The organism is Streptomyces sp. NPDC001889 (assembly GCF_053594535.1).
The window spans coordinates 280,017-302,819 of sequence record NZ_JBSFER010000004.1 but is presented as its reverse complement, the minus strand read 5'-3'; the positions used below and the strand labels follow the sequence as shown (position 1 = coordinate 302,819).

The window sequence follows — 22,803 nt, the reverse complement described above, 5'->3', positions numbered from 1 at the left end:
GGGAGCCCCCTCTTGGCGATGCCGCCCAAATCCATGACGACCAAGCACATCTTCGTCACCGGGGGTGTCGCCTCCTCCCTCGGCAAGGGCCTGACGGCCTCCAGCCTGGGTGCGCTGCTGAAGGCACGGGGCCTCAAGGTCACGATGCAGAAGCTCGACCCCTATCTGAACGTCGACCCCGGCACGATGAACCCGTTCCAGCACGGTGAGGTGTTCGTCACCAACGACGGCGCCGAGACCGACCTGGACATCGGTCACTACGAGCGCTTCCTCGACGTCGACCTCGACGGTTCCGCCAATGTCACCACCGGGCAGATCTATTCCCAGGTGATTGCGAAGGAGCGGCGGGGCGAGTACCTGGGCGACACCGTCCAGGTCATCCCGCACATCACCAACGAGATCAAGCACCGCATCCGCCGGATGGCGACCGACGACGTGGATGTCGTGATCACCGAGGTCGGCGGCACGGTCGGCGACATCGAGTCGCTGCCGTTCCTGGAGACCGTCCGCCAGGTCCGCCACGAGGTCGGCCGGGACAATGTCTTCGTCGTCCACATCTCGCTGCTGCCCTACATCGGCCCCTCCGGCGAGCTGAAGACCAAGCCCACCCAGCACTCGGTGGCCGCCCTGCGGAACATCGGCATCCAGCCGGACGCCATCGTGCTGCGCGCCGACCGCGATGTGCCGATCGCCATCAAGCGCAAGATCTCCCTGATGTGCGACGTGGACGAGGCGGCGGTCATCGCCTGCCCCGACGCGCCCTCCATCTACGACATCCCCAAGGTCGTCCACACCGAGGGCCTGGACGCCTATGTCGTCCGCAAGCTGGATCTGCCCTTCCGCGATGTGGACTGGACGACCTGGGACGACCTGCTGGACCGGGTGCACAACCCCGACCACGAGGTCACGATCGCCCTGGTCGGCAAGTACATCGACCTGCCCGACGCCTATCTCTCGGTGACCGAGGCGCTGCGCGCCGGCGGTTTCGCGAACCGGGCCCGGGTCAAGGTCAAGTGGGTCACCTCCGACGACTGCAAGACCCCGGCGGGCGCCGCCCGGCAGCTGGCCGACGTCGACGCGGTCTGCATCCCCGGCGGCTTCGGCGACCGGGGTGTCAGCGGCAAGGTCGGCGCGATCCAGTACGCCCGGGAGAACCGCGTCCCGCTGCTCGGGCTCTGCCTGGGCCTCCAGTGCATCGTGATCGAGGCGGCCCGGAACCTGGCCGGCATCCCCGACGCGAACTCCACCGAGTTCGACGCCGCCACCGGCCACCCGGTGATCTCCACGATGGAGGAGCAGCTGGCGTACGTCGAGGGCGCGGGCGACCTCGGCGGCACCATGCGCCTCGGGCTCTACCCGGCGAAGCTCGCCGAGGGCTCGATCGTCCGCGAGGTCTACGCGGACCAGCCGTATGTGGAGGAGCGCCACCGCCACCGCTACGAGGTGAACAACGCGTACCGCGCCGAGCTGGAGAAGAAGGCGGGCATCGTCTTCTCCGGCACCAGCCCGGACAACAAGCTCGTCGAGTACGTCGAGTACCCGCGCGAGACGCACCCCTACCTGGTCGCCACCCAGGCGCACCCGGAGCTGACCTCCCGCCCGACCCGCCCGCACCCGCTCTTCGCGGGTCTGGTGAAGGCCGCGGTGGTGCGCAAGACAGGGGAGTGACTCCCAGGCGCTACCGTTGACCGGGGTACGTATCGATGTGTCGATACGTACCCCGGTCTATTTGCGGGAGGACGACAGACATGGCCATCAAGGACACCCCCGAGGAGTGGCGGGTCACCGCCACCTCGACCCCGTTCCGGGGCAACAAGACCAGTGTCCGCACGGACGATGTGGTCATGCCCGACGGCTCGGTCCACCGGCGCGACTACCAGGTCCACCCCGGCTCGGTGGCCGTGCTCGCCCTCGACGACGACGGGCGGGTGGTGGTGCTGCGCCAGTACCGGCACCCCGTGCGGCAGAAGCTCTGGGAGATTCCGGCGGGGCTGCTCGACATCCCGGGGGAGAACCCGTTGCACGCGGCGCAGCGCGAGCTGTACGAGGAGGCCCATGTGAAGGCCGAGACGTGGCGGGTGCTGACGGATGTGTACACCACGCCCGGGGGGTGCGACGAGGCGGTACGGATCTTTCTCGCGCGGGATCTCTCGGCGGCGGAGGGGGAGCGGTACGAGGTGTCGGAGGAGGAGGCCGACATGGAGCTGGGGAGGGTGGAGCTGGGGGAGCTGGTGACGGGGGTGCTGGCCGGGGAGCTGCACAACACGTGTCTGGTGACGGGGGTGCTGGCGGCTGCGGCGGCGCTGGCGGGGGAGGGGTTCGAGGCTCTCCGCCCGGCTGATTCCCCGTGGCCGGCGCGCCCCTTCGTCTCCTGACCCCCGGGGAGCCGCTTCCGGCGGGCCCGCCACTCGCGGACACCCTCCGGCGCCCCGGGTGCCCGCGCCTCAATCGCCGGCGGGGCTGGGTTTGCCCGGGTTTCCGGCGGGGCTGGGTGCTGCCAGGTGCCCGGGAATGTCCGATCAATAGGATCATCGGGCAATCCGATTGATCCGATCAGGCGATATGACGGACACGCTCCCCCCATTTCGTCGCAGAGAGTGAACTACTCTCGGAACGCCCGTGCGGACCCCCTGCGGGCTCAGCAGGTGCACGGACTGGACGGGAGCATGGCCCGTGGCGGATCAGGCGGTGGAGTCGGGCGGCCGGGCCGGAGCGCCCGGGGAGCAGTTCTTCGGCCGGCAGCGTGAGCTGAAATCCCTTCAGGGCGACATCGAACGCGCCGGCCTCGACACCATCGCCGGCCGCAAGGCCCCCCGCGCCCGGGTCCTCCTCATCGCCGGCCGCCCCGGCTCCGGGCGCAGCGCCCTCGCCCGGCAGCTGATCGACCGGGTCGCCGACGGCTACCCGGACGGCGTGCTGAGCGCCCGCCTCACCGAGCCCGACGGCCGGCGCGTCCCCACCGAGGAGACCGCCCGCGGCCTCCTCGGCGACCTCGGCATCCAGGGCCCCCCGGGCGCCGACGAGGACGAGCTGTCCCAGCTCGTCCGCGAGGCGCTCGCCGGCCGCCGCGCCGTCCTCCTCCTGGACGACGCGGCCGACGCCGAACAGGTCGACCCCCTGCTCCCCGACGACTGCGGCTGTCTGGTCGTCGCCGTCTCCTCCGGCCCGCTGACCGGAATCCCCGATGTCCGCCCCTGCACCCTCGGCGGCATGGACGCCAAGGCCGCCATCGAGCTGCTCGCCACCTTCACCGGATCGGTCCGGATCACCGTCGACCCCCAGGCCGCCGAATCCGTCGCCGAGGAGTGCGGCGGGCTGCCCGCCGCCCTGGTCCTGGTCGGCGGCTGGCTCGCCGCCCGGCCGAAACTCTCCGTCGCCGACGCCACCCGCCAACTGCGCGCCCTCCCCGACGACGGCGACCAGCCCCAGGCCGTCCGCCCCCTGGCCCGCGCCTTCCGGCTGGTGTACGAGTCCCTGCCGGCGTCCCCCGCCCGGCTGCTGCGGCTGCTCACCCTCGCCCCCGCCCAGCTCGCCGACGCGCACACGGCGTCCGCGCTGGCCGGCTGCGCGGTGCCGGACGCCCAGGACGCGCTGGACGGCTTCACGGCCATGGGGCTGCTGCACCGGGAGGGCGACCAGTACCGGGTCCCCGGTGCCCTGCTGCCGCTGGTGGGCGCGGTCCGCGAGAGCACCGACAAACCCGCCGACGTGCAGGTGGCGCGGGCCAGGATGCTGGAGCGCGCGGTCCGCAGGCTCCAGTCCTGCCGGGCCGTGACCGAGCCGGAGAGCGCCCCCGCCCGCAAGGCCCTCGCCGCCATGCCGCGCCCCCTGCGGTTCGAGAGCCCGGAGGCGGCCGGGCGGTGGCTGCGCGCCCGGCAGTCCTCGCTGCTGGCCGCCGCGCGGGTCGCGGTCGCCGACGGCGAGCTGGACACCCTGGCCCGGCGGCTGGTCGCCGCGCTGGTGCGGGCGCTGGCCGCGCACCGGGGCACCGACGCCGCCGCCCCCGAGCTGTACGGACTGCACCGGCTGGTCCTCGGGGTGGCCGAGCGCCGGGGGCTGCACCGCGAGGCCGCCGCCGCCCTGCTCAACCTCGCCGACCTGGACGCCAGAACCGGCCGTACCGCCGACGCGCTGACCCGCTACCGCGCCGCGCTGGACGCCGGACGCGCGGCGAACGACCCCTACGCGACCGGCCGTGCGATGGAATCCGTCGGCGGCGCCTACCAGGAGCTGGGCGACTGGCACCGGGCGTCCGACTGGTACGGCAGGGCGCTCGCGCAGCGCCAGGCCCGGGGCGAGCGCGCGGACGAGGCCCGGCTGTACGGGCGTCTGGGCACCGCCCACACCTACGCGGGCCGCTACGGCGAGGCGCTGCGCAACTGGCGGGCCGCGGTCGCGGGCTACCGCAGGGTGGGCGATCTCCCCTCCCAGGCGCGGGCGCTGAGCGAGGTCGCCCGGGTGCAGGAGTACGCCGGCCGGCCCCAGGAGTCGCTGCACACCTGCCACGAGGCGGTGGAGTGGGCCCGGCGCGCCGGGGACCGCCGCCTCCAGGCGGCGCTCCAGCTCCGGCTGGCCGACACCCTGGAGCGGCTCGGCGACCCGGCGGCGGCCGGGCTGCACCGCACCACCGCCGAACGGCTCCTGGAAGCGGAGGACGAAGAGTCGGAGATCGGCGGGCTCAGCCTACGAAATCCGTAGCGTCACGCTCGAAGATTAATGGTTTGTAAGGCTAGACAGCGGGAATTCCTTCATTAGACTGGCTCCACCGCGTCATTCCCCGTGGTGTCTTCCGGTGCGCCCGGAAAGTCCCCCATCTGCTGGATTCCCCCTGTATCCCCTGAGCCAAGGACCGTGATCGACGTGAAGGTCGGCATCCCCCGCGAGGTCAAGAACAACGAGTTCCGGGTGGCGATCACCCCCGCCGGAGTGCACGAGCTGGTGCGCCACGGCCACGAGGTCGTCATCGAGCAGAACGCCGGCCTGGGCTCCTCGATCACGGACGAGGAGTACCTCGCCGCCGGTGCGCGCATCCTCCCCACCGCCGACGAGGTCTGGGCCACCGCCGACCTGCTGCTGAAGGTCAAGGAGCCGATCGCCGAGGAGTACCACCGCCTCCGCAAGGACCAGACCCTCTTCACCTACCTCCACCTCGCCGCCTCCCGCGCCTGCACCGACGCGCTGCTGGAGTCCGGCACCACGGCCATCGCGTACGAGACGGTGGAGACGGCCGGCCGCGCCCTGCCGCTGCTGGCCCCCATGTCCGAGGTCGCGGGCCGGCTGGCCCCCCAGGTCGGCGCCTACCACCTGATGCGCTCGGCCGGCGGCCGGGGCGTCCTGCCCGGCGGAGTCCCCGGTACGCACCCGAGCCGCGCCGTCGTCATCGGCGGCGGTGTCTCCGGCTGGAACGCCGCGCAGATCGCCATCGGCATGGGCTTCCAGGTCACCCTGCTGGACCGGGACATCAACAAGCTCCGCGAGGCGGACAAGATCTTCGGCACCCGGGTGCGGACGATCGTCTCCAACGCCTACGAGCTGGAGAAGGCCGTTGTCGAGGCCGACCTCGTCATCGGCGCCGTGCTCATCCCCGGGGCCAAGGCCCCGAAGCTGGTCACCAACGAGCTGGTCGCCAGGATGAAGCCCGGAAGTGTCCTTGTCGACATCGCGATCGACCAGGGCGGCTGCTTCGAGGACTCCCACCCGACCACCCACGCCGAGCCGACCTTCATGGTCCACAACTCGGTCTTCTACTGCGTCGCCAACATGCCGGGCGCGGTCCCGCACACCTCGACCCACGCGCTCACCAACGCCACGCTGCCGTACATAGTCGAACTGGCCAACCGGGGCTGGGTGGAGGCGCTCCGCCGGGACCCGGCGCTGGCCCTGGGCCTCAACACCCACGACGGAGAGGTCGTCTACGGCCCGGTCGCCGAGGCCCACGGACTGCCCCGCACCGACCTGGCCGCGCTCCTCGGCTGACGGACCCGCCGAGGTCAACGCACCCGTCAACATCGTGCCCCCGGCCGGACCTTGCTGCGCGAGGTCCGGCCGCGGGTGTGTCCGGGTGGGGGCCGCGCGGTTCAACTCGCCTTGAACGCAACCCTTCAACCGATTCGCGCACCCCGGAAAGCGCTCGGCCCACCCCTCCACGAATGGCCGCACACCCTTGACAGAAGGGTGTTCCGTTGCCGACACATCGGGTCCGGTCCGGTGGATTGTGTTGCTGCGGAGCGGTGACACGCCATAGAGTCGCCAACCGTCGGCATGGTGCCACGCTGACCTATCGATAAAGTCCTGGTCACATCCAAGGAGGTAAGACGACTTGTGAATGAGTCGACATTTACTCCCGGAGGTGGTCACGCGGTAACGCCTGTACGGGGACAGAGCCCGTCGTCCGGGCTGGGTGCTGTCGGCTCCGTAGCTGTCCGGACCTTCGCGACACGCCAGGACACCACGCACATGACGACAGCCCACACGATGAAGATGACGGACGGCCAACACGTGAACGCCACGGCCGGCAACGAGAGTGGCCGAGAGTCCACCCACTTCGCCGCCTACGAGGAAGTCCCCGAGGGGCACTTCTACGACCCCGACGCCGAGTACGAGCCCGATCCGGAGTACGCGGCCACCCTGGCCCCCGACGCCGCGCGCCAGCGCCGCGAGCGGATCGGCCCCACCGGGCGGCCCCTGCCGTACTTCCCGATCCCGGGCCCGCTGACCGACCACGGCCCCGCGAAGATCATCGCGATGTGCAACCAGAAGGGCGGCGTGGGCAAGACCACGTCCACCATCAATCTGGGCGCCGCGCTCGCGGAGTACGGACGGCGCGTCCTGCTCGTCGACTTCGACCCGCAGGGTGCCCTGTCGGTCGGCCTCGGCGTCAATCCGATGGAGCTGGACCTCACGGTCTACAACCTGCTCATGGAGCGGGGCATGTCGGCGGACGAGGTGCTGCTGAAGACCGCGGTGCCCAACATGGACCTGCTGCCGAGCAATATCGACTTGTCGGCGGCCGAGGTCCAGTTGGTGAGCGAGGTCGCGCGCGAGTCGACACTCCAGCGCGCGCTCAAGCCGCTGCTGCCGGACTACGACTACATCGTGATCGACTGCCAGCCCTCGCTGGGTCTGCTCACGGTCAACGCGCTGACCGCGGCCCACAAGGTGATCGTGCCGCTGGAGTGCGAGTTCTTCGCGCTGCGCGGAGTCGCGCTGCTGACCGAGACCATCGAGAAGGTCCAGGAGCGGCTCAACCCCGACCTGGAGCTGGACGGCATCCTCGCCACGATGTACGACTCGCGCACCGTGCACAGCCGCGAGGTGCTCGCGCGCGTGGTGGAGGCCTTCGACGACCACGTCTACCACACGGTCATCGGCCGCACCGTGCGCTTCCCCGAGACCACGGTGGCCGGCGAGCCGATCACCACCTACGCCTCCAACTCGGTCGGCGCGGCAGCCTACCGCCAGCTCGCCAGGGAGGTGCTCGCCCGGTGTCACGCCGAGTGAGTCTCCCGGGGGCCGATGAGCTGTTCCGCACCACCGGGGGGATGGCGCTCCAGCCGTCGTCGCCGCGCCGGCAGGCGAACGGCGAGCCCGCCAGGGTGCCCGCACCCGCGGGCGAGGGCGACCGGCAGACCGGTCCCGAGCCCCAGGAGCACGCGGCGGCCGAAGCGGAGACCGGCGTGGAGGGCCGCAGCCGGGCCCAGGAGCCCGCGGCACAGCCCCCGCCCTCCGTTGCCAAGCCCCGGCGCTCCCAGGCCCCTCAGGAGCCCGCTGCGGCTCCCGGGCGGCGCGGCAGGGGCCGCGGCGCCAACCGCCGCCCCAGCGGCCGTGAGCGGCACGACGAGAAGATCACGGTCTATGTCTCCGCCGAGGAGCTGATGGACCTCGAACACGCGCGGCTGGTGCTGCGCGGCGAGCACGGGCTCGCGGTCGACCGCGGCCGGATCGTGCGCGAGGCGGTGGCCGTGGTGCTGGCGGATCTGGAACAGCGCGGCGACGCGAGCATTCTCGTACGGCGTCTGCGGGGCCGCTGAGGGTAGCCTGCGCGCTGCCCCTGCCCGACCTCTCCGGACCGTCCGCGCCGCCGGCCGTACCGTCCGCCCCTGTTTGGACCGCGATGCCCCCGACCGACCCGTCCCGCCCGCCGCGCCGCGCCCTGGGCCGGGGCCCGGGAGCCGCGCCGCCGCCCGCGCCGGGTGATCCGGGTGAGCCCGTCGAGCCGACGCGACCGGACGAGCCCGAAGAGCCGACGCGACCGGTGGAGCCGCCCGCGCCCGCCCTGCCGGCCGTGCCGGCCGTTCCCGCCCTGCCGCCCGCGCCGAGCGCGGTCGCGGAGCCGGACGAGCCGGGTGCGCCGGAGGAGCCGGAGCGGTACGTCACAGGGGACACGCCGGAGGCCCCCGCCGCGCACCCGCTCCCGGAGGACGCGCCCGCGTCCGAGGCGCCCGGCACCGGTGGAGCACCCCCCGACCGCGACCGCCGGTTCACCGTGCGGCTCGCGAACTTCGAGGGCCCCTTCGACCTGCTCCTCCAGCTCATCTCCAGGCACAAGCTCGATGTGACCGAGGTCGCCCTCTCCCGGGTCACCGACGAGTTCATGACCCACATCCGCGCCATGGGCGGCGACGGCGACCTCGACCAGACCACCGAGTTCCTGGTCGTCGCCGCCACCCTCCTGGACCTCAAGGCCGCCCGGCTGCTCCCCGTCGCCCGGATCGAGGACGAGGCCGATCTCGCGCTCCTGGAGGCCCGGGACCTGCTCTTCGCCCGGCTGCTCCAGTACCGCGCGTACAAGCGGATCGCCGAGATCCTCGGGGAGCGGCTGGTGACGGAGGGCCGCCGCCACCCCCGTACCGTCGGCCTGGAACCCCGCCACGCCGAGCTGCTCCCCGAGGTCGTGATCAGCATCGGGCCCGAGGGGTTCGCCCGGCTCGCGGCGAAGGCCCTGATGCCGAAGCCGCCGCCGGAGATCCGTGTCGACCACATCCACGCGCCGCTGGTCAGCGTCCGGGAGCAGGCGGGGATCGTGGTCGCCCTGCTGCGCGAGCGGGGGAGCGCCGTCTTCGCGGAGCTGGTGGCGGGCGCCGGGGACACCCTCACCGTCGTCGCCAGGTTCCTCGCCCTGCTGGAGCTGTACCGGGACCGGGCCGTCGCCCTCGACCAGCCCGACCCCCTCGGCGAGCTGCTGGTCACCTGGACCGGCGGCGGCCCCGGCGCCACCGTCACCGTCACCGATGAGTTCGACCGAGCACCCGACACCGCGAAGGACCCGGCGTGAGCGATCTGAAGCCCGCCCTCGAAGCCGTACTGATGGTCGTCGACGAACCGGCCGGCGAGGAGCACCTCGCCAAGATCCTGGAGCATCCGCGCCGGGCCGTCGCCGACGCCCTGCGCGAGCTGGCCGACGAGTACACCCTCCAGGGCCGGGGCTTCGAGCTGCGGTCCGTCGCGGGCGGCTGGCGCTTCTACTCCCGGTCCGAGCACTCCTGGGCCGTCGAGCGCTTCGTCCTCGACGGCCAGCAGGCCCGGCTCACCCAGGCCGCCCTGGAGACCCTCGCGGTGGTCGCGTACCGCCAGCCCGTCAGCCGCTCCCGTGTCTCCGCGGTGCGCGGAGTGAACTGCGACGGTGTGCTCCGCACCCTCCTCCAGCGCGGTCTGGTGGAGGAGGCGGGCGCGGAACCCGAAACAGGTGCGATCCTGTACAGGACGACGAACTACTTTCTGGAGCGGATGGGCCTGCGAGGCCTGGACGAGCTGCCGGAGCCGGCGCCCTTCCTCCCCGAGGCGGACGCGATCGAGGCCGAGACGCAGGAAGGCGTAACGTTGTTCGATCCGGACGCTCCGGAGGCTGATGCAGACCGACAGCCAGACCGACATCCAGACAATCCAACGACGGAACTTTGATGCGAAGCAGCGGCAGGAACAGCAGCGGGAACAGCGGCGGCGGCAAGAGCGGCGGGCGCGGAGACCACCGGGGTGCCGGTGGGGGCGCCTCCCGGCCGAGGGCTGGGGGTGGCCGCGACGACAGCAAGCAGAAGCGCGCCGACAAGCCCCGTCCCGAGGAGCGCCGCTACGACGTGGGCGGTTCCTCCGAGGGACCGCGCAAGGGGCGCGGCGCGGCGGCCCGCGGCGGCGCCAAGGGCGGTCCGAAGCAGTCCCCCCAGCGCGGTGGCGGCCGCAGCGGGTACGCGCCCGCGCGCTCCCGTGAGTACGACGCCCGCACCGAGGAGCGCAACCGCGAGCGCTACGCGGACAAGCCGCAGGTCAAGACCCCCAAGACCTTCGGTGACCAGGAGGGTGAGCGGCTCCAGAAGGTGCTCGCCAGGGCCGGTATGGGCTCCCGGCGCGCCTGCGAGGAGCTGATCGAGGCGGGCAGGGTCGAGCTGAACGGCTCCATCGTCGTCGAGCAGGGGGTGCGGGTCGACCCCGACAAGGACGAGATCAAGGTCGACGGCCTGACCGTCGCCACCCAGTCCCACCTCTTCTTCGCGCTGAACAAGCCGGCCGGTGTCGTCTCCACCATGGAGGACCCCGACGGCCGCCAGTGCCTCGGCGACTACGTCACCAACCGCGAGACCCGCCTCTTCCACGTGGGCCGGCTCGACACGGAGACCGAGGGCATCATCCTGCTCACCAACCACGGCGAGCTGGCCCACCGTCTCACCCACCCCAAGTACGGCGTGAAGAAGACCTATCTCGCCGCCATCCAGGGCCCCCTGCCGCGCGAGATCGGCAAGCGCCTCAAGGACGGCATCCAGCTGGAGGACGGCTACGCCCGCGCGGACCACTTCCGCGTCGTGGAGAACACCGGCAAGAACTACCTGGTCGAGGTCACCCTTCACGAGGGCCGCAAGCACATCGTCCGCCGGATGCTGGCCGAGGCCGGCTTCCCGGTCGACAAGCTGGTGCGCACCGCCTTCGGGCCGATCGCGCTCGGCGACCAGAAGTCCGGCTGGCTGCGCCGGCTGACCAACACCGAGGTCGGCATGCTGATGAAGGAAGTCGGGCTGTAGCAGCCCCCGGCGGACCCGAGCGGTCCGCCCCGCACCGCACGGCGGAAGCCCGCGACCGGACCCGGTCGCGGGCTTCCGCCGTCTTGTGCGAAGGCCCTCCAGCATTTATAGTCAAGTTGACCATTAAGGGGGGCGGGGATGAGTCTCGCGAACATGCTGGACCCACTGCGACAGCCGCTGTTCACCGTGCTCGGCACACCGGTGAGCTGGACCGAGGTGCTCGGATTCGGCAGCGGCGCGCTCTGTGTCTGGCTCGTCGCCCGTCAGCACACCGCCAACTGGCCCATCGGCATCGCCAACAACCTCTTCTTCATCCTTCTCTTCACCCAGGCCGGCCTGTACGCGGACGCGGGCCTTCAGGCCGTCTTCATCACCCTCGCCGCCTTCGGCTGGTGGACCTGGACCCACGGGGGTGGCCCAGGCTCCACGGTTCTCCCGGTGCGCCGCACCTCGCGCACCGAGTGGATCTGGCTGATCGCGGCGGGGGTGGCGGGGACGGCGCTCCTCACCCTCCTCCTCGACCGCGCGACCGACTCCACCGTCCCCTTCTGGGACGCGCTCACCACCGCCCTGTCGCTGATGGCGACCTACGGGCAGTGCCGCAAACGGCTGGAGTCCTGGTGGCTGTGGATCGCCGCCGACGTGGTCCACATCCCGCTCTACGCGCACAAGGACCTCTATCTGACCTCGCTGCTGTACGCCGGGTTCCTCGTGCTCTGCGTGGCCGGACTGCGCAACTGGTCCCGCGACCCCGGCGCCGGCGCGGCCGGCTCCGCCCGCCCGGCACCCGCGGAGGCGGCCGCGTGAGACGCCACCGGCACGGACTGGTCCTCGGGAAGTTCTATCCCCCGCACGCCGGCCACCACCATCTGGTCGCCACCGCGGCCGACCGCTGCGAGCGGCTCACCGTCCTGGTCTGCGCCGCCTCCGTGGAGTCCATCCCGCTCGCCGACCGGGTCGCGTGGATGCGCGAAGTGCACCCGGACGTCCGGGTGGTGGGCACCGTGGACGACATCCCCATGGACACCGGCGACCCGGCCGTCTGGGACGCGCACATGGCCGTCTTCCGGGCCGCTGTCCCCGAACCCGTCGACGCCGTCTTCACCTCCGAGCGGTACGGCGCTGAACTGGGCCGCCGCTTCGGCGCGGAATCCGTCTGCGTCGACCCCGGCCGCACCCTCTTCCCCGTCTCCGGCACCGCCGTCCGCGCGGACCCGCCCGGCTCCTGGGACTTTCTGCGCGCCCCCGTGCGCGCCGCGCTGGCCCGGCGGGTCGTCGTCCTCGGCGCCGAGTCCACCGGCACCACCACCATGGCGCTCGCGCTGGCCGGCCACTACCGCCGGCGCGGCGGGGTGTGGGCCAGGACCCGCTGCGCGGCGGAGTACGGACGGGAGTTCAGCGAACGGAAACTGGCCCGGCTGCGCGCCGAGCGCCCCGGCGCCCCGTGGAGCGAGGTCGCCTTCTCCTCGGACGAGTTCCCGCTGATCGCCCGCCGGCAGGCCGAGCGGGAGGAGGAGGCCGCGCGGACCGGCTCCCCGGTGCTCTTCTGCGACACCGACGCCTTCGCCACCACCATCTGGCACGAGCGCTATCTCGGCGGCCCCCACGAGGAGGTCGCCCGGATCGCCGCCCTCGGCCGGCAGCACCTGTGGCTGCTCACCGACGACGAGGGCGTCCCCTTCGAGGACGACGGACTGCGCGACGGGGAGCATCTGCGGCCCTGGATGACCCGCCGGTTCGCCGCCGAACTGGCCCGCACCGGGCGGCGCGCCGTCCGGCTGCGCGGCCCGCACGAACAGCGGCTCGCCACCGCCGTCGCCGCCGTGGACGCCCTGCTGGCCGAGGGCTGGCACCTCGCCGACCCCCTCCCCGACCGCACCGCCACCGAGCGCCACCGCTGACACCGGCCGGCGCACCGTTCCCCCGCTCACTCCGCCCGACCACCGGAGAGCCCTTGATGCACCACCCCGTCCAGGACAGCGGCAACGACCCGGACGCCGGCGAGCGTCCCGGCGGGCGCGCCGAGGAGCACGACGAGGCGTACGACCCCAGGGCCTTCCCGGCCTTCGCCGTCACCGTCGACCTCGCCGTCCTCACCGTCCGCGCCTCGCGGCTGCACGTCCTGCTCGTACGGCGCGGCGAAGCCCCCTACCGGGGCGCCTGGGCGCTCCCGGGCGGCTTCGTCCGGCCCGAGGAGTCCGCCGGGGCCGCCGCCCGCCGTGAACTGGCCGAGGAGACCGGGCTCTCCCGGGACACCGTCCGCGACCTCCACCTCGAACAGCTGCGGACCTACAGCGAACCCGGCCGCGACCCGAGGATGCGTGTCGTCTCCGTCGCCTACACCGCCCTCCTGCCCGACCTCCCCGAACCGCGCGGCGGCGGGGACGCCGCCCACGCCCAGTGGGTGGAGCGCGCCGCCGCGGGACCGCTCGCCTTCGACCACGACCGCATCCTCGCCGACGCCCACGACCGGGTCCGCTCCAAGCTGGAGTACACCGGTCTGGCCACCGGCTTCTGCCCGGCCGAGTTCACCCTCGGAGAGCTCCAGACGGTGTACGAGACCGTCTGGGGCGTCGAACTGGACCGGCCCAACTTCCGGCGGAAAGTCCTCGCCACACCCGGCTTCGTGGAAGCCGTCGAGGCCCCGCCGCGCCGCACCGGCGGCCGGGGGAAACCCGCCGCGCTCTACCGGGCGGGTGCCGCGGCCCTGCTGCACCCCCCTCTTCTGCGACCGGAAGGACGGCAGCCATGACCACGCTCAGGACCCCGAGGACCGTCACCAAGCAGGCCGCCACCGGCTCGCTGATCGGGCTGGCCCTCGGTGACGCCCTCGGATTCCCCACCGAGTTCAACGACGTGCCCCAGATCCTCGCCAAGTGCGGTCCGTGGCGGCGGATGGAGCTGCCCGCCCCCGCGTACGTCACCGACGACACCCAGATGACCATCGCGGTGGCGCGCGGCATCCGCACCGCCATGGACCGGGGCCTGCTGGTCGCGTCCCGGCTCACCCGGCCGCTGCGGGAGGAGTTCACCGTCTGGTACCACTCCCCGGAGAACAACCGCGCCCCCGGCCGCACCTGCATGACCGCCTGCCGGCTGCTGGACGACGAACGGCTGCCGTGGACCGAGGCCAGCCGGATCGGCTCCAAGGGCTGCGGCGCCAATATGCGGGTCGCCCCCGTCGGGCTCGTCCCCGGGCTCAGCGACGAGCAGCGGGCCGGAGCCGCCCAGCTCCAGGCGGCGCTGACCCACGGCCACCCCACCGCGCTGGCCGCCAGCGACCTCACCGCCCGCGCCGTCCATCTGCTGGCCCAGGGCACCGAGCCGCTGGGGCTGGTGGGACGGCTGCGCTCCTACGCGTACGAGAACCGCTCCCGCTACCACGAGCGCTGGCTCGGCGACCTGTGGACCCGCGCGCACGACCCCAGCCCCCAGGCGTTCATCTCCCGGGGCTGGGACGAGTGCCTGGCCGCCCTGGACCGGCTGACGACGGCCCTGCGCACCGCCGGCGCGGAGACCGATCCCTGCCTGACCACCGGCGACGGCTGGATCGCCGAGGAGGCCCTGGCCACCGCGCTCCAGTGCTTCCTGCTCTTCCCCGAGGAGCCGGTGACGGCGCTGCGCCGGGCCGCCTGCACCCGGGGCGACTCGGACTCCATCGCCGCGCTCGCCGGGGCCTTCGCCGGGGCCCACCTCGGCGCGGCGGCCTGGCCCAAGGAGTGGGCGGAGCGCATCGAGTACCGCAGCGATCTGATGTCCCTGGGCGCGCTCTGGGACTCCTGACCCGGCCCGCGACGCCCCCGGCCGCCGCCTCTCCCGGAGGCGGCCGGGGGACGCACCCCGCCGTCCGGCTGACTACCCTGAACGGAGCACCCGAGACACACCGGACAAGGAGCACACCGTGGCGGTACGAGCGGTCCGAGGAGCCGTCCAGCTCGACCGGGACGACGCCGGGCACATGGAGGAGCGGGTCGGCGCGCTGCTCACCGCCGTCCTGGAGCGGAACGCGCTGATCGCCGACGATCTGATCAGCGTCTGGTTCACCGCCACACCCGATCTGCACAGCGCCTTCCCGGCCGCCGCCGCCCGCGGCCTCGGCATCGTCGACGTGCCCCTGATCTGCGCCCAGGAGATGGAGGTCCGGGGCGCGATGCCCCGGGTCGTCCGGGTCCTCGCCCATGTCGAGTCCCCGCTCGACCGCGCCGAGATCACCCATGTGTACCTCGGCGCCGCCGCCGCTCTCCGCAAGGACATCGCCCAGTGAGAACCGCCCTCGTCATCGGAACCGGCCTGATCGGCACCTCGGCCGCCCTCGCCCTCGCGGGCCGGGGGGTCGCCGTCCACCTCCGCGACCACGACCCCGAGCGGGCCGCGACCGCCGCCGCGCTCGGGGCCGGCACCGACGAGGCGCCCGAGGGGCCGGTGGACCTGGCGATCATCGCCGTACCCCCCGCGTACACCGCCTCCGCGCTCGCCGGCGCCATGCGGGACGGCGCAGCCCGGGGCTACCTCGACGTCGCCAGCGTCAAGGGCGGGCCCCGGCGCGAGCTGGAGGCGCTCTCCCTGGACCTCTCCTCCTACATCGGTACGCACCCCATGTCCGGCAAGGAGCGCTCGGGACCGCTCGCGGCCACCGCCGACCTCTTCGAGGGACGGCCCTGGGTGCTCACCCCCACGTCCGCCACGGACACCGAGGTCCTCAATCTCGCCCTGGAACTGGTGGCGCTCTGCCGCGCCGTTCCCGTGGTGATGGACGCCGACGCCCACGACCGCGCTGTGGCGCTGGTCTCACACACCCCCCAGCTCGTCTCCTCCATGGTCGCGGCCCGGCTGGAGGAGGCCGACGAGACGGCGGTGCGCCTCTGCGGCCAGGGCATCCGCGATGTCACCCGGATCGCGGCGTCCGACCCGGCCATGTGGATCGACATCCTGGCCGCCAACCCCGGGCCCGTGGCCGACACGCTCGCCGGGATCGCCGCCGATCTGGAGGAGACCGTCCAGGCGCTGCGCGCGCTCCAGTCGTCGGACGAGGCCAAGCGGGAGAGCGGGGCGGAGAGCATCGCCGACGTCCTGCTGCGGGGCAACGCCGGACGGGCCAGGGTCCCCGGCAAGCACGGCACCGCGCCGGCCGCGTACGAGGTCGTCGGGGTGCTCATCAGCGACCGGCCCGGCGAGCTGGCGCGGATCTTCGCGGACGCGGACCGCGCGGGCGTCAACATCGAGGACGTCCGCATCGACCACGCCACCGGCCAGCAGGCCGGTCTGGTCCAGCTCATGGTCGAGCCCGCCGCCGCCGGGGCGCTGGCGGCGGCGCTGCGGGAGCGGGGCTGGTCGATCCGGCAGTAGCGCGGCGGGCGCGGCTGGTCACACACCGTGACGGCGGGCGGCGGCCCCGCGCCCCCGGACGGCGGGCCGCCGCACAGGTGTCCGTGACGGGTCCCGGCAATCGGTAACCTTGGTCGGGGCCCACCGCACTTCCGCCTGGCCCTCTCCTCACCTCAGGAAAGGTGTCCGCCACCGTGGATTCCGTGATCGTCGCCATCGACGGCCCCGCCGGCACGGGCAAGTCGAGCACGTCCAGGGCCGTGGCCGCCGCTCTGGGGCTGCGCTATCTGGACACGGGCGCGCAGTACCGGGCGATCACCTGGTGGATGGTGACCAACGGTGTCGACGTCGCCGACCCGGCCGAGATCGCGCTGGCCGCCGGCAAGCCGGCCATCGTCTCGGGCACCGACCCCGCCGACCCGACGATCACCGTCGACGGTGTGGACGCCGCGGGCCCGATCCGCACCCCGGAGGTCAGCTCCAAGGTCAGCGCCGTCAGCGCGGTCCCCGAGGTGCGCACCCGGATCACCGATCTCCAGCGCGCCATCGCGGCCTCCGCCGAGGGCGGCATCGTGGTGGAGGGCCGGGACATCGGCACCACCGTCCTCCCCGACGCCGACCTCAAGATCTTCCTGACCGCCTCCGCCGAGGCCCGCGCCGCCCGCCGCAGCGGGGAGCTGAAGGGCGCCGATGTCGCGGCGACCCGCGAGGCCCTGATCAAGCGGGACGCGGCCGACTCCAGCCGTAAGACCTCCCCCCTCGCCAAGGCCGCGGACGCCGTCGAGGTGGACACCACGGACCTCACCCTCCAGCAGGTCATCGAGTGCGTGGTGACCCTGGTGCGCGAGAAGCGGGACGCCGCCCGGACCCGGGCGGTCAAGTGACCGCTCCCTCCGCGCGGGGCGCGGCGGCCGGGCGCCGTATCGGCATCGGACTGATGTACGGGCTCTGGCGGCCCCGGGTCCTCGGCGCCTGGCGGGTCCCCTCCGCCGGGCCCGTGATCCTCGCCGTCAACCACTCCCACATGGTGGACGGGCCCATGCTGATGGGCACCGCCCCCAGGCCGGTGCACTTTCTGATCAAGAAAGAGGCGTTCATCGGCCCGCTCGACCCGTTTCTGCTGGGCATCGGCCAGCTGAAGGTCGACCGCTCCGGCACCGACCGCGCGGCCGTCACCGGCGCGCTCGGCGTGCTGGAGAACGGCGGAGTCCTCGGGATCTTCCCCGAGGGCACCCGGGGCGAGGGGGACTTCGCCTCGCTCCGTGCCGGTCTCGCGTACTTCGCGGTACGCTCCGGCGCCCCGATCGTCCCGGTGGCGGTGCTGGGAAGCGGTGAGCGCCCCGGACGGTTGTTCAAGGCGCTGCCCCCGCTGCGCGGCCGGGTGGACGTGGTCTTCGGCGAGGCCTTCGACGCGGGGGACGGCAGTGGCCGCCGTACACGTACGGCGCTGGACGACGCGACCGTGCGCATCCAGCAGCGGCTGACCGCCCATCTGGAAAACGCCAGGCGCCTGACCGGGCGCCCCGGGTAAGACTTGAGCAGTGGGTCACTCACACGTGACCCGGTTGACGATCGAGGAACGGACTTCATGAACGACCAGCACGACCACGGAGCGCTTGGCGATGCCGAGTACACGGAGTTCATGGAGCTCGCCGCGGAAGAGGGCTTCGACGCCGAGGAGGTCGAGGACGCGATCGGCGAGGCCGGTCACGGCCCGCTGCCCGTCCTCGCCGTCGTCGGCCGCCCCAATGTCGGCAAATCGACCCTGGTGAACCGCATCATCGGCCGCCGTGAGGCCGTGGTGGAGGACAAGCCGGGCGTCACCCGCGACCGGGTCACCTACGAGGCCGAGTGGGCGGGCCGCCGCTTCAAGGTCGTCGACACCGGCGGCTGGGAGCAGGACGTCCTCGGGATCGACGCCTCCGTCGCCGCCCAGGCGGAGTACGCGATCGAGGCCGCCGACGCGGTCGTCTTCGTCGTCGACTCCACCGTCGGCGCCACCGACACCGACGAGGCCGTCGTCCGGCTGCTGCGCCGGGCCGGGAAGCCCGTGGTGCTCTGCGCCAACAAGGTCGACGGCCCCAGCGGCGAGGCGGACGCCACCGCGCTGTGGTCCCTCGGCCTCGGCGAGCCGCACCCGGTCTCCTCCCTCCACGGCCGGGGCACGGGCGACATGCTTGACGCCGTCCTGGAGGCCCTGCCCGAGGCCCCCGCCCAGACCTTCGGCACCGCGGTCGGCGGACCGCGCCGCATCGCCCTGATCGGCCGCCCGAACGTCGGCAAGTCCTCGCTGCTGAACAAGGTGGCCAACGAGGAGCGCGTCGTCGTCAACGAGATGGCGGGCACCACGCGCGACCCGGTCGACGAGCTGATCGAGCTGGGCGGCGTCACCTGGAAGTTCGTCGACACCGCCGGCATCCGCCGCCGGGTCCACCTCCAGGAGGGCGCGGACTACTACGCCTCGCTGCGGACCGCCGCCGCCGTGGAGAAGGCCGAGGTCGCGGTCATCCTGATCGACGCCAGCGAGTCCATCAGCGTCCAGGACCAGCGGATCATCACCATGGCGGTGGAGGCGGGCCGGGCCATCGTCGTCGCCTTCAACAAGTGGGACACGCTCGATGAGGAGCGGCGCTACTACCTGGAGCGCGAGATCGAGACCGAGCTGGCCCAGATCGCCTGGGCCCCCCGGGTCAATGTCTCGGCGCTCACCGGCCGGCACATGGAGAAGCTGGTTCCGGCGATCACGACCGCGCTGGAGGGCTGGGAGACCCGGGTGCCCACCGGCCGGCTCAACTCCTTCCTCGGCGAGATCGTCGCCTCGAACCCGCACCCGGTCAGGGGCGGCAAGCAGCCCCGTATCCTCTTCGGCACCCAGGCGGGCACCAAGCCGCCGCGGTTCGTGCTCTTCTCCTCCGGCTTCCTGGAGCACGGCTACCGCCGCTTCGTGGAGCGCAGGCTGCGCGAGGAGTTCGGCTTCGAGGGCACCCCGATCCACATCTCGGTGCGTGTACGGGAGAAGCGCGGGCGCAACAAGTAGTCCGCGCGGAGCCACCGCACAGCAGGGCGCTGCCCCGGACCGGAACGCATCCGGTGCGGGGCAGCGCCCTGCTGTGTGCCGGGCCCGGGGGGCTCAGATGCCGCGGCGGGCCGGGGGCAGCGCTGCCGGGTGGTGGCCCACATAGGCCCGGGGGGCGGGGTAGGGCTGCCAGCCCATGCCCGGATAGGAGGTGTGGGCGGCGGTTCCGTACCCCCGGCTGCCGCCGAGCCCCAGACCGAAGTCCCGGAAGCCGAGGTCCTCCTCGCCGCTCCGGTCTCCGGGCAGGGCGCGGAACGCCCGGCGGTACTCGGCGCACAGCGTGTCGTAGATGGGGGTGGGGGAGACGGGGGAGATCTCGTGCGCGGGGCGCATCGAGGGGATCTGGGTCGGGTACTGCTGGCGGGTCGGGTCGTATGAGTGCACGTACCTGCAACGACCCATGCCCCCCGCCCGTCACTGTCCCGGTCCGCGCGGAAGTGTCCCGGGGTCACCCGCTCCCGGGACAGATGTTCCGGGAGCGGGGCGCCGTGCGCGGGGAGCGCGGGGCTGTCAGGAGGTGCCCGCGAGCGGCATCGCCGCCGCCACCAGCCTGCCTCCCGCCGCCGCCTTCTCCAGCGCGTCCCGCAGCAGGTCCTCGCGGGGCTGCTGGCCGATCGAGCCGACCGGGGCCGCGTACACCAGCACCGTGTGGGACTTGTTGGCCGCGGTCCGCCAGCCGTCGGTGACCTGGAGCGGGTGGTGGGCCTGCCACCAGGCGACCGGGCTGCCGCCGCCGGTGCCGGGCTGGAGCACCGCGTGCAGCCGGCCCATGGCGAGCAGCACGGACCAGCCGGGGAGCGGGGCGGGCGGCCGGTTCACATCGTGGACCGGGCCGAAGCCCTGCTCGATGAGGAGGGTGAGGAAGTCGTCCCCGCCCTCGCCGGTGGTGCCGGGGCGGGCGATGGGCGCGGTCGGCTCCACCACCAGTGCCGGGTGGAGGTCGCCGCCCAGCAGGATCAGCCCGCTGGTGACGCCCAGCACCGCCTGGCCGGGCGCCGGGTCGGGGCCGGAGCCGCCGCCACCGGGCACGCCGGGGGAGGTGAGGGCGGGGGCGGGGGCGGCGGGGCGGTCGCCGGTGATCGACCGCACGGCGCCCTGGAGCTCCGATTCGGCGACCTGGACCACCTGGGAGGGGATGCAGGTGGCGTGGGCGAAGGCGAGAACGGCGGTCTCCTCGCCGACGAACAGCACGGTGCTGGTGCGCTCCTGCTCGGTGTCGCCCGGGGTGCGGCAGGAGGTGCAGTCATAGCTCCCCGGGGCGTTCTCGCCGGCGAGCAGCCGGTCGGCTTCCTGGTCACCGATCTCGGCGCGTACGTCCTCGCTGACGTCGAGCATGCGCGGCACGGGTGGCTCCTCGGGCTTGGTCTTGTGGGTCGGGGGAATCCCGGCTCATAAAGGGTTCAACGGGTGGGTGTGTGCCGGGGTCACGCCCGGAGCGGAACGGAATCCCTCGCCCCGGGCCTCCCGAGCGAGCCCCCGCGCCTCAATCGCCGGCGGGGCTGAAAGATCCAGCCTGCCCGGGGGCGCCTCCCGGAGGCAGCTCTGGGGGAGATTGAGGACGGACCCTGTGCCACGGGCGACCCGAGCAAACCAAGCCTGTCCGGCGATTGAGGACGGACCCTGTGCGACAGGACCCCGCATCGTGCGGGCCACGGTCGGGGGCCAGCCCCCGAGCCCCCGCTCCTCAATCGCCGGAGGGGCTGGAGTGGTGCGCCTCGATCGTCGGCGGGGCTCCATGGGTGTTGCCCAAGGGCCGGAGGGGCAGGATTTCGTGCCCCGGCTCACCGGCGGGGCTGAGATGCTCGCCGGAGGGGCTGAGGGGTGCGGCTCAGTCGTCGGCGGGGCTGAACAACCCAGCCTGTCCGGGGGCGCCTCCCGGAGGCAGCTCCGGGGCGGGAGCGGGTTCGCAGGTGGGTCGGGGGACGCGGGTTCCCGGCCGAGAGGTATCCCACGGGGGGCTCCGGTGATTTCCGGCCACTCCCGCCCCATCAGTAAAGTCCCTCCCTGACCACACACACTCGCCCCGGGGGAACGGACACCACCGCGCATGCGCATCTCCTTTCTGCTCCACAACGCCTACGGAATCGGGGGCACCATCCGCACCACCTTCAACCTGGCCCAGGAACTCTCCCGCCGGCACGAGGTGGAGATCGTCTCCGTCTTCCGCCACCGCGAGACCCCGATCATGGGGGCCCCGGCGGGCGTCACCCTGAGGCATCTGGTGGATCTGCGGAAGAAGAGCCCCGGGTACGACGGGGACCACCCCGACTACACCCGGCCCGCGAAGGTCTTCCCGCGCGGTGACGGCCGCCACCGGCAGTACAGCCGGCTCACCGACGCCCGGATCGGCGCCCACCTCGGCTCCGTCGACGCCGATGTCGTCATCGGCACCCGCCCCGGGCTCAACGTCCATATCGCCCGCCAGACCCGGCCCGGCCCGCTGCGGGTCGGGCAGGAGCACCTCACGCTGGACAGCCACGGCTACCGGCTGCGCCGGGAGATCGGCTACCGCTACCCGCTGCTCGACGCCCTCACCACGGTCACCGAGGCGGACGCCGACGCCTACCGGAGGCTCGGCCTGCCCGGGCTGCGGATCGACGCCGTGCCCAACAGCGTCCCCGCCCCCTCCGTACCCCCCGCCGACGGCACCGCCCGTTTCGTGGTCGCCGCGGGCCGGCTCACCCGGGTGAAGCGGTACGACGTCCTGGTGGAGGCGTTCGCCGAGGTGGCCGCCCGCCGCCCCGACTGGCAGCTGCGCATCTACGGCAGCGCCGACCGGACCGGCGACGAGCGCTCCGCCCTGACGGCGCTGATCGAGCGGCACGGTCTGGAGAAGCACGTCGAGCTGATGGGCAACGCCGACCCGCTGGAGAAGGAGTGGGTGAAGGGTTCCATCGCCGCCGTCACCTCGGCCCGGGAGTCCTTCGGGATGACCATCGTCGAGGCGATGCGGTGCGGACTGCCCGTCGTCTCCACGGACTGCCCGCACGGACCGCGCGAGATCATCGAGGACGGGGTGGACGGCCGGCTGGTGCCGGTCGGCGACAGCGGCGCGGTCGCCCGCGCGCTCCTGGAGCTGATCGAGGACGACGAGCTGCGCCGGCGGACCGGCACGGCGGCCCGCGCCGCCGCCGAGCGCTTCGACCCGGCGACGGTCGCCGCCCGTCACGAGGCCCTCTTCGACGGGCTGGCCGCCGCCCGCGCCGGGAGCGCCGGTGCGCGCAGCACCCTGCGGGACACCCTCTTCCAGGTCCGCGGCACCCTCTTCGACGGGCTGTACGCGCTGCGCTATCTCGCCGCCCGGGTGATCCGCGGCCGGCGCTGAGCCCCTGGTTCCCCGGTCCCCGGCCCGGGGATCGAGGAACATCGCCGTCCGCGGGCGCTGGCAGACTT

General features: G+C 73.1%; 21 protein-coding genes. 19 read left to right on the top strand and 2 right to left on the bottom strand.

Annotation, left to right across the window (positions count from 1 at the left end; all coding sequences use genetic code 11):
- The first annotated feature begins 18 nt into the window (after nt 1–18).
- From ACWCRA_RS06590 to der, 18 genes are all read left to right on the top strand, one after another.
- Nucleotides 19–1,668 carry a CTP synthase gene (locus tag ACWCRA_RS06590; protein WP_451066953.1) on the top strand — a complete coding sequence of 550 codons (1,650 nt, stop codon included), beginning with the start codon at nt 19–21 and terminating at the stop codon, nt 1,666–1,668.
- An 80-nt stretch (nt 1,669–1,748) separates the two neighbouring features.
- A complete protein-coding gene (locus ACWCRA_RS06585) occupies nt 1,749–2,375 on the top strand; it encodes an NUDIX hydrolase (RefSeq protein ID WP_351558099.1) in 627 nt (208 codons plus the stop codon).
- Nucleotides 2,376–2,673: 298 nt separating this feature from the next.
- Nucleotides 2,674–4,698, top strand: coding sequence for a tetratricopeptide repeat protein (locus ACWCRA_RS06580; protein WP_351558097.1), 2,025 nt, complete (start codon nt 2,674–2,676; stop codon nt 4,696–4,698).
- 162 nt (nt 4,699–4,860) lie between these two features.
- On the top strand, nt 4,861–5,976 hold the full coding sequence (ald, locus tag ACWCRA_RS06575; protein WP_351558127.1) for an alanine dehydrogenase: 1,116 nt from the start codon (nt 4,861–4,863) through the stop codon (nt 5,974–5,976).
- 498 nt (nt 5,977–6,474) lie between these two features.
- On the top strand, nt 6,475–7,500 hold the full coding sequence (locus ACWCRA_RS06570; RefSeq protein WP_392021576.1) for a ParA family protein: 1,026 nt from the start codon (nt 6,475–6,477) through the stop codon (nt 7,498–7,500).
- Complete coding sequence (locus ACWCRA_RS06565) at nt 7,497–8,030, top strand: hypothetical protein (RefSeq protein ID WP_351558125.1); 534 nt, start codon at nt 7,497–7,499, stop codon at nt 8,028–8,030. Before ACWCRA_RS06570 ends, ACWCRA_RS06565 begins: the two co-directional genes overlap by 4 nt.
- 83 nt (nt 8,031–8,113) lie before the next feature.
- Nucleotides 8,114–9,274, top strand: coding sequence for a segregation and condensation protein A (locus ACWCRA_RS06560; protein ID WP_451066952.1), 1,161 nt, complete (start codon nt 8,114–8,116; stop codon nt 9,272–9,274).
- Complete coding sequence (gene scpB / locus ACWCRA_RS06555; protein WP_451066951.1) at nt 9,271–9,900, top strand: SMC-Scp complex subunit ScpB; 630 nt, start codon at nt 9,271–9,273, stop codon at nt 9,898–9,900. Before ACWCRA_RS06560 ends, scpB begins: the two co-directional genes overlap by 4 nt.
- Nucleotides 9,900–11,009 (top strand): pseudouridine synthase, encoded by a 1,110-nt coding sequence (locus tag ACWCRA_RS06550; RefSeq protein WP_451066950.1) that lies wholly within the window; start codon nt 9,900–9,902, stop codon nt 11,007–11,009. The genes scpB and ACWCRA_RS06550 overlap by 1 nt, the downstream gene beginning before the upstream one ends.
- Before the next feature lie 138 nt (nt 11,010–11,147).
- Nucleotides 11,148–11,816: a nicotinamide riboside transporter PnuC gene (gene pnuC / locus ACWCRA_RS06545; RefSeq protein ID WP_451066949.1), complete on the top strand. Its 669-nt coding sequence runs from the start codon at nt 11,148–11,150 to the stop codon at nt 11,814–11,816.
- Nucleotides 11,813–12,910 carry an AAA family ATPase gene (locus ACWCRA_RS06540; RefSeq protein ID WP_451066948.1) on the top strand — a complete coding sequence of 366 codons (1,098 nt, stop codon included), beginning with the start codon at nt 11,813–11,815 and terminating at the stop codon, nt 12,908–12,910. Before pnuC ends, ACWCRA_RS06540 begins: the two co-directional genes overlap by 4 nt.
- A 56-nt stretch (nt 12,911–12,966) precedes the next feature.
- Nucleotides 12,967–13,761: an NUDIX hydrolase gene (locus ACWCRA_RS06535; RefSeq protein ID WP_351551973.1), complete on the top strand. Its 795-nt coding sequence runs from the start codon at nt 12,967–12,969 to the stop codon at nt 13,759–13,761.
- Nucleotides 13,758–14,792, top strand: a complete 1,035-nt coding sequence (locus tag ACWCRA_RS06530; protein ID WP_351551971.1) for an ADP-ribosylglycohydrolase family protein — start codon at nt 13,758–13,760, stop codon at nt 14,790–14,792. Before ACWCRA_RS06535 ends, ACWCRA_RS06530 begins: the two co-directional genes overlap by 4 nt.
- Before the next feature lie 118 nt (nt 14,793–14,910).
- Nucleotides 14,911–15,273, top strand: coding sequence for a chorismate mutase (gene aroH / locus ACWCRA_RS06525; protein ID WP_351551969.1), 363 nt, complete (start codon nt 14,911–14,913; stop codon nt 15,271–15,273).
- Nucleotides 15,270–16,355 carry a prephenate dehydrogenase gene (locus ACWCRA_RS06520; RefSeq protein WP_351551966.1) on the top strand — a complete coding sequence of 362 codons (1,086 nt, stop codon included), beginning with the start codon at nt 15,270–15,272 and terminating at the stop codon, nt 16,353–16,355. The genes aroH and ACWCRA_RS06520 overlap by 4 nt, the downstream gene beginning before the upstream one ends.
- Before the next feature lie 161 nt (nt 16,356–16,516).
- Entirely contained in the window at nt 16,517–17,218 is a 702-nt protein-coding gene (cmk, locus tag ACWCRA_RS06515) for a (d)CMP kinase (RefSeq protein ID WP_351551963.1), read from the top strand.
- A 53-nt stretch (nt 17,219–17,271) separates the two neighbouring features.
- The gene (locus ACWCRA_RS06510) at nt 17,272–17,865 is read left to right on the top strand and encodes a lysophospholipid acyltransferase family protein (RefSeq protein ID WP_451066967.1); all 594 of its coding nucleotides are present in this window, start codon (nt 17,272–17,274) and stop codon (nt 17,863–17,865) included.
- Between the two features lie 57 nt (nt 17,866–17,922).
- Nucleotides 17,923–19,371, top strand: coding sequence for a ribosome biogenesis GTPase Der (der, locus tag ACWCRA_RS06505; protein ID WP_351551957.1), 1,449 nt, complete (start codon nt 17,923–17,925; stop codon nt 19,369–19,371).
- 93 nt (nt 19,372–19,464) lie between these two features.
- On the opposite strand, the gene ACWCRA_RS06500 is transcribed toward der, so the two are convergent.
- Both ACWCRA_RS06500 and ACWCRA_RS06495 read right to left on the bottom strand, forming a co-directional pair.
- The gene (locus ACWCRA_RS06500; RefSeq protein WP_351551954.1) at nt 19,465–19,794 is read right to left on the bottom strand and encodes a hypothetical protein; all 330 of its coding nucleotides are present in this window, start codon (nt 19,792–19,794) and stop codon (nt 19,465–19,467) included.
- 126 nt (nt 19,795–19,920) lie between these two features.
- A complete protein-coding gene (locus tag ACWCRA_RS06495) occupies nt 19,921–20,745 on the bottom strand; it encodes a hypothetical protein (RefSeq protein WP_351551995.1) in 825 nt (274 codons plus the stop codon).
- Nucleotides 20,746–21,457: 712 nt separating this feature from the next.
- On the opposite strand from ACWCRA_RS06495, the gene ACWCRA_RS06490 reads away from it, so the two are divergent.
- A complete protein-coding gene (locus ACWCRA_RS06490) occupies nt 21,458–22,735 on the top strand; it encodes a glycosyltransferase family 4 protein (RefSeq protein ID WP_351551951.1) in 1,278 nt (425 codons plus the stop codon).
- Nucleotides 22,736–22,803: the final 68 nt, after the last annotated feature.

Bases quoted from the DNA above. Each gene is read 5' to 3' on its own strand.
- ACWCRA_RS06590 (WP_451066953.1), top strand. From the start codon at position 19: ATGCCGCCCAAATCCATGACGACCAAGCACATCTTCGTCACCGGGGGT.
- ACWCRA_RS06585 (WP_351558099.1), top strand. From the start codon at position 1,749: ATGGCCATCAAGGACACCCCCGAGGAGTGGCGGGTCACCGCCACCTCG.
- ACWCRA_RS06570 (WP_392021576.1), top strand. From the start codon at position 6,475: ATGAAGATGACGGACGGCCAACACGTGAACGCCACGGCCGGCAACGAG.
- ACWCRA_RS06560 (WP_451066952.1), top strand. From the start codon at position 8,114: ATGCCCCCGACCGACCCGTCCCGCCCGCCGCGCCGCGCCCTGGGCCGG.
- ACWCRA_RS06550 (WP_451066950.1), top strand. From the start codon at position 9,900: ATGCGAAGCAGCGGCAGGAACAGCAGCGGGAACAGCGGCGGCGGCAAG.
- pnuC (WP_451066949.1), top strand. From the start codon at position 11,148: ATGAGTCTCGCGAACATGCTGGACCCACTGCGACAGCCGCTGTTCACC.
- ACWCRA_RS06535 (WP_351551973.1), top strand. From the start codon at position 12,967: ATGCACCACCCCGTCCAGGACAGCGGCAACGACCCGGACGCCGGCGAG.
- ACWCRA_RS06530 (WP_351551971.1), top strand. From the start codon at position 13,758: ATGACCACGCTCAGGACCCCGAGGACCGTCACCAAGCAGGCCGCCACC.
- ACWCRA_RS06510 (WP_451066967.1), top strand. From the start codon at position 17,272: ATGTACGGGCTCTGGCGGCCCCGGGTCCTCGGCGCCTGGCGGGTCCCC.
- der (WP_351551957.1), top strand. From the start codon at position 17,923: ATGAACGACCAGCACGACCACGGAGCGCTTGGCGATGCCGAGTACACG.
- ACWCRA_RS06495 (WP_351551995.1), bottom strand. From the start codon at position 20,745: ATGCTCGACGTCAGCGAGGACGTACGCGCCGAGATCGGTGACCAGGAA.
- ACWCRA_RS06490 (WP_351551951.1), top strand. From the start codon at position 21,458: ATGCGCATCTCCTTTCTGCTCCACAACGCCTACGGAATCGGGGGCACC.